Origin of the sequence: Nocardia sp. NBC_01009, from assembly GCF_045208035.1 — a bacterium.
Lineage (GTDB): Bacteria > Actinomycetota > Actinomycetes > Mycobacteriales > Mycobacteriaceae > Nocardia.
Genome location: NZ_CP108695.1, coordinates 2,790,525 through 2,801,866, shown reverse-complemented (window position 1 = coordinate 2,801,866; position 11,342 = coordinate 2,790,525). Strand labels below are relative to the sequence as shown.

7 protein-coding genes are annotated in these 11,342 nt (G+C 63.0%); 6 read left to right on the top strand and 1 reads right to left on the bottom strand.

Features of this window, described 5'->3' with window-relative positions; genetic code table 11:
• Positions 1 to 225 precede the first annotated feature (225 nt).
• Together OHA42_RS12430 and OHA42_RS12425 are read left to right on the top strand one after the other, a co-directional pair.
• On the top strand, positions 226 to 492 hold the full coding sequence (locus OHA42_RS12430) for an MbtH family protein (protein ID WP_406236915.1): 267 nt from the start codon (positions 226 to 228) through the stop codon (positions 490 to 492).
• A gap of 53 nt (positions 493 to 545) precedes the next feature.
• Positions 546 to 1,073: an acyl-CoA dehydrogenase family protein gene (locus tag OHA42_RS12425; RefSeq protein WP_406236913.1), complete on the top strand. Its 528-nt coding sequence runs from the start codon at positions 546 to 548 to the stop codon at positions 1,071 to 1,073.
• Between the two features lie 728 nt (positions 1,074 to 1,801).
• On the opposite strand, the gene OHA42_RS12420 is transcribed toward OHA42_RS12425, so the two are convergent.
• Complete coding sequence (locus OHA42_RS12420; RefSeq protein ID WP_406236911.1) at positions 1,802 to 3,460, bottom strand: cutinase family protein; 1,659 nt, start codon at positions 3,458 to 3,460, stop codon at positions 1,802 to 1,804.
• Between the two features lie 955 nt (positions 3,461 to 4,415).
• Here OHA42_RS12420 and OHA42_RS12415 point away from each other — a divergent pair.
• The 4 genes from OHA42_RS12415 (at position 4,416) to OHA42_RS12400 (ending at position 11,109) form a co-directional block, all read left to right on the top strand.
• A complete protein-coding gene (locus OHA42_RS12415) occupies positions 4,416 to 5,627 on the top strand; it encodes an ice-binding family protein (RefSeq protein ID WP_406236909.1) in 1,212 nt (403 codons plus the stop codon).
• A 2,164-nt stretch (positions 5,628 to 7,791) separates the two neighbouring features.
• The gene (locus OHA42_RS12410; RefSeq protein ID WP_406236907.1) at positions 7,792 to 8,307 is read left to right on the top strand and encodes a class F sortase; all 516 of its coding nucleotides are present in this window, start codon (positions 7,792 to 7,794) and stop codon (positions 8,305 to 8,307) included.
• 1,565 nt (positions 8,308 to 9,872) lie between these two features.
• On the top strand, positions 9,873 to 10,709 hold the full coding sequence (locus tag OHA42_RS12405) for an alpha/beta fold hydrolase (protein ID WP_406236905.1): 837 nt from the start codon (positions 9,873 to 9,875) through the stop codon (positions 10,707 to 10,709).
• A gap of 250 nt (positions 10,710 to 10,959) precedes the next feature.
• Complete coding sequence (locus tag OHA42_RS12400) at positions 10,960 to 11,109, top strand: hypothetical protein (protein ID WP_406236903.1); 150 nt, start codon at positions 10,960 to 10,962, stop codon at positions 11,107 to 11,109.
• Positions 11,110 to 11,342: the final 233 nt, after the last annotated feature.

Genomic DNA, 11,342 nt, shown 5'->3' with positions numbered 1-11,342 from the left:
CCCTCGGTTGCGTGCCACCGATACAGATACACCCGGGGATTCTTCTGCTCGCTATTTCCTGCTCGTGGTGAACAAGGTCCGGTTTTTCTTCCGAGCCGAGGTAACCACCCTTTTGCAACGGTTCATTGCCAGGCCGATGCAACGCTCGGGGGATCCGATCCGGATGAGACGGACTACGAGCGCTGCCTGTCCGTGCACAATGCCAGTTTTATCCAGTGAGGTGAAATGAGCACCAATCCCTTCGACGACGAACACGGCCGGTTCTTGGTTCTGGTCAACGACGAGGAGCAGCATTCCGTCTGGCCAACCTTTGCCGAGATCCCGGACGGGTGGAGAGTCGTGTTCGGCGAAGACAGCCGGGCCGCCTGCATCGAGTACATCGACAAGAACTGGACAGATATGCGGCCGAAGAGTCTGCGCGATGAAATGGCCGCCGACAACGCGGCACGCAAGGCCGCCAGGCCCAGGTCCTTAACCGGCGATAGCAGATAGTGCGCAGCGACGGTTCGGCCTGAGATACGGCTGTGTGACGCCGCCGGCGTCACATGGCCGCCCGCACCCGCCCGCTCATTTCGGCAGCACGCTCTCCAATAAACTGCTCCCTGTCGCCCTCGAGCCACCTGTTGCTGCAAATGATCGCGACCATCGTCGGCCAGACCGACGTGCTGACACTAACTGCCGAACAAGTGCGCACCCGATATCAACTCGGGCAGCCCCCCGCACAGTTTCAGGCGATGTCCCAGCAGATCGCCGATATCTGCATCACCTCTCGCGTCTTGCACTCGATCACACTGTCGGCGAATTGGGCGCTGGCGCAGGAGGACGACAGCGCAGCGCATCGCGAGCGCGTCGACACCGACCTCGACGTGCTGGCCTATTGGGTCGCCTCGGCGCTGCCGGAAGCCATGCAGAAGTGCTATCGCATCAACAGCGACATCGGCACCGAGATCGCATATCCGCTGCACCGCTATTACTCACAAGTCGAGGACATCGCCCGCATGCTCGGCGGCACGTCGTTCCGACTGGATTGTCTCGGGGCCAGATGTCCTTCGGCTCAACTTCAATACCAGTGACTTAGCCTCGATCCGTGAACTGACGTTGGTGGTGGTGTCGCGGCCGGATTCGGCCGTGACGCGATGTTGGTGGGCTGGTTGGGGCAGGGAGTAGCCGCTGGTCTGCCCAGCTTTTCCACTTCGGTGTAGGTTCGACCCCGCGTTCGGCTTCGATATAGCCGGCGATTTCCCCGTCCACTCCGGCCGTGCATGCGCCCCTGTTGGTCCGCACCCGATCCCACGCCACCAGAAGGAACGCGGGATCGGCGACGAGATTGAACAGATCATCGAACCTGCGACGAGGATCATCACCTGCCCAACGGTGCAGCTTGGTTTGGATCCCCAGTACCCGACGCTCGGCTCTTGCGAGCTCGAACGCCAGCTCGTCGGTATTCACCAACGGCCTCCCGGCATTCCAATCTCCTCCCTGCCGACTTGCTGGCCCCCCATTCGCCATGCACGCGACTCTCGCGCGCTCGGACTACTGCAGGGCGCCGCCGCCTCGCCCCACCTCTTCGACGAACGACGCGTCTATCCTGCCCGCCCGGATGGGTCCCGGGCCGTGGGGACGGCAGCACGATCATCGGCCACCATCAACACACGGCCCGCGACCGGACCCCAACCCGGCCCCATGTTCATGCCTAACCGGGGGTCCTTCAGGCTGGCAGGCAACAGATGATTTGCCGGCCTCCTCTATAGGAGCTCGCGCACCGACACCGCGATAACCGACATGGCTCCGACTGCTGCGGCTATCGGCGGCGCACTCTTATACCCCACCAGCCGGCGCTGTTCGAGGCTGAGTTTGTGGACCCGGCAAGAAAGCTGGATCCGGCACCGGCGTCAGCGCCAGCGGTGAGCCGATGTCGAAGCAGTCGACGCAAAACCACGAACATCAGGAGCATCCAAAGGCAATCCCACATAATGATGTTGGCTGGGTCGCTAAGGGCGTTTCCGCTGTCTTTCCGCAGTGCGTGCCGTGCGGGAGCAGCCTCGGGCGCAGATTTGGCCGTAGCTGGTTGGGCGCCCTGGCTCTCCGGTGGAGACGCATCGCCTCGCGCTACAGCTTGATCTGGATCCATTGGCCGACTAGGAGCATTCGGTGCAGCGGAAGCCTTGGCGGCGGTGCCTGTCCGGGTGGCGAGACTGCGCGCCAGCGCCGCAAACCAGCCCGCGACGAATTGGGTAGACGTCTGGCCGGTTTCTGTGACGGATTCCCATACATAGGCGCCATGGCGTGCGACAACATCCTGATATCTCGCCCACGTTGCGGGTTCGAGGAGCACGGCGTTGTCTGCGACGGCAAAGGCGACCGCGTCGAACGCTTGTATCACCAGGTTCCCGGCGGCTTCGATCGGCACCGATGGGAATCGCGGGCCAGCAATCTTTTCCGTAAGGAGGGCAATGCCGTCCATAGGTTGATTCTCACCCACGCTGAGAATGTCGGCGACTTCGCTCGGTTCGAGTGTCACGCCTACTACGGCGAGCAAAATATTGAGCGCGACTGTAGCCACTTTGAGCAACGCCGCCTGCGCGTCGGGACCATGAACCGGCACCCGAGGGTCCGAGGCTTCCGCAAGGCGCTGACTGAGCGTCCTTTCGGAAGTCAGCGTCAGTGTTCCGACCGTGTTGCCGACCACATCATTGCTTACGACGGCGGCGGCGGTCTTCACAGTTGTCGCGACAACGGCTTGAATGATAGAGGACAGTACGGTAATTGGGTCGAGCGGGGACAGCAGCGCCTGGCCGATGATGTTCGTCAACGCGTGCAGTATCGGTGCGCCGGTGGGTGCGTCGCAGGCGAGGTCTTCTGCAATGCACAACGAAGCCACGCGTCCGGTGAGCGCGCCGAAGTCTGCGGCAATGTCTTGTTGCGGTCCGATGCCACCGCCCGCTGGCATCGTCTGTGCAACTGGTGGCAGCCCCGCTAATGCTGTTCGGTCGGTGCCGGGTGCGGGGGCGGGTGTGCGCTGTCCCGGCGCGCCAGGGAACACTGGCGCCCCCGGGTCACGGGTCGGGTCGGCGAAGAGGGCGGCGCCGGCTATCTTGTCCGGTGCCACCACGCCGTATCCGAGCCCTACTTCGCGAAGGAACAACGAAACAACGTGCGCCCCTTGTGAATACCCCAGCAAAGCCAGGCTGGTGTTCTCGCATCTACTTGTGATCGCGCGGGTCATGCTCCGCAGCTCGTCGAGTCCGGCGAAGACGGATTGTGCGTACGGCGGCGTGGCAGCGCCGGGCACGATCCCGCCGAACGCCGCGGGATAGGGCACGTATGCGCGATCGACCGCTCCGGGCTTCGAAACGCTGGCCAGCAATGGCGCGAAAACGCCCGACAGCATGCCGGTGTCGACGGTGGGCGATGCGCTGAGGGAGGACTGCCCTGTGCCCTGAACGCCGAGGGTGTACAAAGCCGGGCAGTCGGTCGGATCGAATTCCGGAGCGGCGGTAGAGGGTTGGGCTACGACGGCGCCTGTGGCTGCGATGACGGCACACGCGCCGGTTACGGCGACTGCTCGAGCTAGCTTCCTCGACACAACGATCCGACCTCTCTGCGACTCGAGCTTTACTTGGACTTGCCGCACTTCACGTTCATCCCGCTGGGGTTGTCATAGCCCCTAGAGCAGGCCGCCGGTCAGAAAATGGATTGTGTTTCCCGCGACGGCGAGAAGTCCTGTGACGAGGTCGATTACGGGCTGGAGGATCATTCGGACAGCCTTTCGGTTGATCGTCTTTGTATCGGTTCGGCGTAGTGAATTGTTTGCGGCCCGACCCCCGACGGACTGTTTTGAGATGTCGGGGGTCGGGCCGCAAACCAAGCATTCGTGTCAGAGCAGCGAGTGGACCAGAACGCTGACGACACCGGTGAGAAGGTTGCCTACGACCGGCAGCAGACCGCTGAGAAGACCGCCCATGTTTCTTTAACCTCTTCTTGTTTGGTGAGTGGTGGTGCCCCCGGGGACCGTCCTCGAGAGGACCGTCCTCGGGGGCGCTTGCTTGGTCGCCCGCCAGAAGAGGGATCGCCCACTAGTTGCGAACCGCTGCTACTTCCGTGGCGAGACTCGACCGTGACACCGCATGCCGCTGCAGCGGCCAACGTTGTTTGCCGCTGCAGCGGCAAACAACGCGCGCGAGCATGTCGCACCAGTCGTTTACTGCTGCAGCAGCAAACAACGCGCGCGAGCATGTCGCGCCAGTTAGATCGGCATCGGAAGGTACTTCGTAGGCCGCGCAGACCTGGATGGGTTAATTTCTGGCTTCGGACTGTCGTTGGGCTCGAGCCGGTTTGGAGTGCGGCCAAGGGGCGGATGAAATTCGCGTCTGGATCGACCCATCCACTCCTACCGATTGGATCGAAGACGGACAGTGACATTCATACGTGTGCCGTTCAACGGCGAAGGGAAACCAGTGACATTTCCGTCCAACTCGCCCCGGCGGCGTCCGATCAAACGATTGATCGTCGCCGGGGCGACGGTTGTGACCGCCACGGTCCTGCTGATATTCAATGGGGTAGCGTCAGCGGCCCAGCCCCCGGTCGGGTTAGGGACGGCCACATCGTTCGCGGTGTTGGCGGGCCAGACGGTCACGAACACGGGACCTTCGATTATCACCGGTGATCTGGGGGTCAGCCCGGGTTCCGCGGTCACCGGCTTTCCGCCGGGATCAGTGGTCGGAACCATTCACGCTGCCGACGCGGTGGCGTTGCAAGCGCAATCAGATCTGACTACGGCATATAACGATGCTGCGGGTCGCGGTCCTGCCACCGCTGCTCCCCCTGATCTCGGCGGCCTCACACTGGTTGCGGGGGTGTACAACACGGCGGGCCCCATGGGCCTAACCGGGACAGTCACCCTCGATGCACAGGGCGATCCCAACGCGGTCTGGATCTTCCAAGCGGGATCTACGTTGATCACGGCATCGAGCAGCACGGTCAGCCTCATCAACGGGGCCTCACCGTGCAACGTCTTCTGGCAGGTGGGTAGCTCCGCGACACTGGGCACCAACTCCACCTTCGTCGGAACCATCATGGCGTTGACCTCGATCTCGGTGCAGACCGGAACCATCGTGGAGGGACGGGTACTGGCACGCAACGGCCAGGTCAGCCTGGACAATAACAGGATCACCCGACCCAACTGCACTATTCCACCGACGTCCACGACGACAGCGCCGCCGACAACGACAACGACGACAGCGCCGCCGACAACGACGACAGGCCCGCCGACAACGACGACAGGCCCGCCGACAACGACGACAGGGCCGCCGACAACGTTGCCGACCATCCCCATCCCCCCTGGCGGAGTCATCCCCGGCGGCATCCCCGGCGGCGGCATCCCCGGCGGTGGCATCCCCGGCGGTGGTGGCGGAGTCGGAGTTCTCCCCATCCCGATCCCCATTCCCATTCCCATTCCGATTCCCCCTGGCGTTATTCCTGGTGGTCCCGGTGGTCCGGGTGGACCGGGCGAGCAAGGGCCCGGCGAGCAAGGGCCCGGCGAGGAAGGACCCGGCGAGGAAGGACCGGGCGGTGGCGGGGACGTGCCCGAGGGGTCTCCGGAAACGGGTGGCGGTGGTACTGCCTAGCCCGGACAATTCACCGTTTTCCGGCATTGTGTACCGGTAGAGAGCGAAAGGTGCTCTAGCAGGCGGCCGGGAGGGTTCACCTCCCGGCCCTCTCAGAGCCGTGTGTGACAGTCTCCCGTCACACGGCTCCCATCATCGAGCGTTCACGGTTGCGGGGGTTCCCGATTGCCCAGTCGGAGAAGAATTTCGGGTAGGCCTCCGCGGCCTTCGGAAGCGCTTCACGTGCTCGTTTCCAACGGCCCCGGAACCGCCTACCTTTCTGCACGAGCCACCGCACCAGGTAGTCATTGATCCGCTCGACGACCAATGGGCATACCTGTCCAGCATCGCGCGACTATCCCGAAACAGGTTGCCGCACTGGCCACCTCGCTGTAGAAAGCCGGGTGCTGGGCATTCCATGGACCGGCGACCGGCTGATAGCCGTCCACGAAGACGGCGCACCCTCCGACCCGAGTGGTGCAGCGACGAGTTCCAGCGGCTCCGTACACGGGCCGCCCTTCGGCGGATCCCCGTTGAGCATCTTCGCAATACCTCGGTGTCCCTCATGCTCGCGCGGCATTCCCCCGCACGTCGCCGCCGCCTGGCACGGCCACGACCCCGCAGTCTCACTGTCCACTCCTCGAGTCGCCGGTTCACCAGGCGCAAGGATCGGTGGGCGAACCCGGTTCAGGCGGGATGTCTCGACCGCACGGTTCAGGCAAGACCTTTCGCCTACGTGTCGCCCGCTGGGGCAGCTGGCCATCTCGCGCACAGCGGCAGTCGACTCTAGGGCTTCACCAGTGGAAACGTAAGCCCATCAGGGGTGGTTTTTAGTACTTGTCGGCCTCGAGTACGCGACCGGCCCCATATTGGTATCGGGCCCTGACGAGCCGGAATCTCACATCAGTTCGTAAGAACGGCCCATTTCGACCCGGTCATACGGCACGACTACTTCCAGAGCCCGTGCTTTATCGACCGCGCCCGCGCGGAGTTGGACTGCATTGGATGTAGGACGGGCTCCTGCTTCTCGAAGACCTCCGGGGTCTGCGTCAACCGTCCCCGCCATGCCGGATTCGGCGACCCCGTTCTGGGCCCCCTATGCCAGGAGGTCGACCGGTCGCGTCGCTCGACTTCCTTACACTGAACTATCCCGCGAAAAGTGTTGTGCCACGGGCTTGATGAGCCACGTAGTTGTGGGTGAAAAGTTGGGAGCCCGGAGGAGGAAAAGAAGAAGGAACCGGTAACCCAAAGAAATAGCCAACGAAAAATTGTCGAGCTTCAGGTGATGATTGACGTTTTGGCTTCACGGGATGTTTGACGTCACCAATTCCCGGTGGGCGGATCGGCCGCACCCGACGTCACCACCAGAAGTCCCTGATCTCGGCCCTACTCGGCTCTCTAAAACCGACCGGTCGCCTGGTCTAATGCGAGCCTGACAGAGCGGGGCCTAGCCACTTTCCCCCGATCCCCCACCCATGGCTGCTACGGCAGCCTAATAGATTCATTACATTTAGTTTCGGTACAACACTCAAACTCAAAGTTTAATTAGGAGACATAGTCTTGAAGCGTAATATCGCAGTAACACGTGTTGAGTTCAATAAGCACTTCGTTGGCTACCGAGGCAATAGACCGATCCGCTCGCATTCACGATTGCATGTGAGCCTTGTGGACGAATTCTATGTGTCGAGGAGTTCCTATGAGGTCGTCATTTTGTGCTGTGCCGGTCATTCCAGGGGTGCCCGGCGGTCCCGGCCCACCGATTCCGGAATCACCACCGCAAGACCCCGGCGGTTCAGGTGGACCCGGTGGTGGTCAGGGCGGCGCCGATACGCCCGAGACAGCACCGCCTGTGACGCCTGGCCCCGGAGTTCCGCCAAAGGGTCCGCCAGGTACCGGCGAGGGCGGCACCGCCGATAGTCCGCACCCAGTTGATGACCTTGGGTGTGCCGGCGGTACCCGGACTCAGCCTCCCGCTCGAGCGGACCACTCGCCGACGTCAGGGAGCGACCACACCGCGGGCGGAACAGCACGAGCGCGCACTCCGCGCAGTACAGAACGCAGCAGTTCACCGGTGTCGTCGAAGCACCTACGATTAGCGGCGAGCATTCTGCTATTTCTTGCGGCACTGAGCCCGATCGCTCGACTGTGCCCGGGTGGGAACCTGGTCCCGGCCACCGATGCCGCCGTGACCGCGTTCGATAGCGTGGCCCCGGCCGCGCTTCCAGAATCGCTCCCTGTGGAACTACACATCCCAGCTATCGCGGTGGATGGACCACTCTCCGAGCTCGGCCTGAATCCTGATCGCACCGTAGAACTTCCGACGGACTTTCAGGTGGCGGGCTGGTACCGAAACGGCCCCCCACCCGGAGACATGGGCTCCGCGGTCATCCTGGGACACGTAGACTCCTACACCGGACCTGCGGTCTTCTACCGACTATCGTCACTGCGCCCCGGGGACCAGGTCGACGTGACAAGAGCGGACCGATCGGTTGCTCACTTCCTCGTTCAGGAAGTAGCCACCTATCTGAAGTCAGAGTTCCCAACTCATGAGGTCTACGACTCGCGCGGATACAGCGCGCTGCAACTGGTGACGTGTGGTGGCGAATTCGACCACACCATAAGAAGCTATCTGTCCAACGTGGTGGCCTACACCGTGCTCGTGGGCATCACCCCGCAGCCTGCTGGCACACCATGGCCCTGAAGAGACCCGGGCTCGCAGCATCAACCTCGGTCGATGAGGGCGGTTTGACCGCGAATACTGCCCGCCAGGTTGTCGCGAGAGCGGGAGACGGTGTTGATCTTGTCGTGGTGGGCCCACTTTGCGCGACGGCACGCATTACGCGGATGAAAACCGCTCACATTTACCGCCTCGACGCCGACCAGCCAATGACATTCCAACAGCCCCTCACGAGCCGCTCACCGTAGAGCCGCTCACTGCTACACCCGTGACTGCCGCCGACGAGGTGGGGGTGGCGGTAGGTGTCGAATCCGTTCCAGTAGTGCGAGTGTTCAGCTCCCGCCCAGTGCACGCGGCCAACGGAACATCGCGCCAACACCCCAACACGATCTCAAATCACGTCCGGGCCGACACCCACTCGGATGGCGGATGCGAATCGGTTCCACAGATCGCGCCGGTGACTACTCCGATCGGCGCCGTGGCCGCCGCGCCGATGAGGCGGCCGACGATCAGCAACGAGCGAAAGGCCCGCAGGCCTTCCGAGTCGCCAGGCGTGGATCGTGATGACGTACCCATCGGGGTCCCGGAGCGGGCGTACAGTGGCCAGGCGCAAACGGGAGATCTGTTCTGCTGCATCATGATTCGCGCCTGGTCTGCGCCGATAGCGGGAGGGACCGCCTGGGCAGGTATTCCAGGCCGCCGAGTTCGACGTCGTGTTCCTGAGCGCGGAGATGAGTCCACGTAATCGCATCGCATCGCAGGGAAACCTGCGATGCGTTCCGTCACAGCAACGGCACCGCCCGCTCACAGCGGGTAATCGGCTGCGATCACCAACCGCCCACCCGAAACCCGCAGGTCGTCTGCATTCCCATGTTCGATGTGCCCCGCCGAAGTCACGAACCTGCGACCGGCGAACAGCGAACAAGGGATGCGCTCGGCTTCAGCATCTGACGCAACAATTGGCGCTGAACAGTCCCAACCGTCCGGATCACGATTTCCCGCCCGCTGACCAGGATTTCGCGGTTCGTATGCCGGGACGTCGGGGACCGATGTCATAGTGTGCGAACCACCCCCGGGGTGGTTCGCACACTATGACCAAACAACTCTTCGCCATCGATCGTGTCGTCCCCCGGGGTCCGGAAGACCGGCCAGCCAGTTCGAGGCAGTGACCGGTAGCCGGACTGCCAACTCCTCGATCAGTGCCTTCGTTTCATTGGGGGTCCAGCGTGAATTGAGTCGAAGAACTCTCGGCGACGATTAGTCCGATATTCTGCCAAGCCATCGTGAGCAGCCTGCTCGACCTCGACCCGGCGCGAGGTAATCAGCCGGTACGCAAAATACGTCAGGCGAAATACCGTCGGCGTACAGCGCCTCATCGAGGTCGCCGAATATCTCGAGCAATGTGTCATCCATTTCTTGCAGGCAGCTCTTCCCAGGTCTGGTCACATAAGAGCAGACCTCCCGCGATGCCTCGATGCAGACATGTCACCACGAAAGCGACTTCCCAGCCGAGGCAATAGGGAGATCGGAAACCCGAATACGCTGCCACCACATCCGAGGTCGCGCAGACCACTGCCACCTCGAGCCAAATGACCGGAAAGGACTCGGCGCATATGCTGCTCGCCCATGAAGGGGTGGACCTTTCCTACGACGTGCGCGGATCCGGAGAACCGTTGCTGCTGATCCACGGGTCCGGCGCACCGGCCGCGATCTGGGGTCGGACGGTCGATGACCTGGCGGCGGACGGGCACCGCGTCATCGCCTACGATCGCCGCGGCTACGGCGCGTCGACGCACTCGCCGGTGCGCGACTACCGCCGCCACGTGGCCGATGCGATATTCATGCTCGAGCGGGTGGCCTCGAGACCGGCCACCGTTGTCGGCTGGAGTTCGGGCGCCAATGTCGCACTGGCGCTGACCGCCGACCGTCCCGATTTGGTGCAGCGCCTGATTGTGGTGGAGCCGCCGCTGCACGGTCTGCGGCATCCGACGGCCGGTTCACTGCGCATGATCGGAAGGGCCAAATGGGCCCAGCTACGCGGGAGGCCCGAAAAGAGCGCCGAGATCTTCTTTCGCTTCGTCGCTGGAGATGAGTCGTTCCAGGCGCTGCCCGAGCACGAACAGAACATGATCTGTGCCCACGCGAGCAACATCTTGGCCGAACTCGACCCACACCCGTTCGGTGCGATGTTCGAGCACTTCCCGATCCGCAGGATCAGCGACATCGAGGTTCCCATCACCTTCCTGATCGGCGCGAACAGCGACGTCTTCTTTCATGAGGTGCATCAGCGGATCACCCTTGCCGTGCCGTCGATCCACACCGAGGTGATTTCCGATGCGGGCCACCTGGTACACATCGAGGCCCCGGATGCCTTCGCCGCCGCGATCCGCACTGCGATGTCGGATCACCACAACGGTCGGCGATAGCCAGGACCAATAATTCCCGAGGCAGGTACACCACCGCTGCAATTCCCGATCCTCGGTGCGATCTCTCTTGTTTCCAGGTGGTTTCGGACGGCACCTGAGCCATGCTCACGGCGCCGTACGCGACTCGTCGTCAACTTCGCTTTTCCCTGCCCGTGGTGGCCGCATTGGCATCGGGCACCGACGCTGCTGTGGAGTTGGCCCAGCTGTGCGACTCCGAATCCCGATGAGCCCTGCGAATATCGGTCGAGCGATGGAGTTGGTCAAGGCAGCGAATGGACGGCGCTCGGCGCAGCAGTACGCCGACCAGAAGATGGCGGAGGCGATCGGCGTACTGCGCGATCGGGGGCGCGCCGGCGATCTGATCGCATTGGCCGACGTTGTGGCACACCGGAATCGGTGAACCGGACTCGAGACCCTCAGGATGGCGTGATCCAGGCTATTGGCGCTGAACAGTCCCAACCGTCCGGATCACGATTTCCCGCCCGCTGACCAGGATTTCGTGGTTCGTATGCCGGGACGTCGGGGACCCGCTACGGGCCAGGTCAGAGCGGAAATGTTTCTGACCTGGCCCTTTTTGTCGACTCGCGAGCAACCATGGCAAGTATTCAGCCCCGCAGGCGGCGGGGCGATAGG

Coding starts and splice junctions, on each gene's coding strand:
- OHA42_RS12430 (WP_406236915.1), top strand. CDS start 226: ATGAGCACCAATCCCTTCGACGACGAACACGGCCGGTTCTTGGTTCTG.
- OHA42_RS12405 (WP_406236905.1), top strand. CDS start 9,873: ATGACCGGAAAGGACTCGGCGCATATGCTGCTCGCCCATGAAGGGGTG.
- OHA42_RS12400 (WP_406236903.1), top strand. CDS start 10,960: ATGGAGTTGGTCAAGGCAGCGAATGGACGGCGCTCGGCGCAGCAGTAC.
- OHA42_RS12425 (WP_406236913.1), top strand. CDS start 546: ATGGCCGCCCGCACCCGCCCGCTCATTTCGGCAGCACGCTCTCCAATA.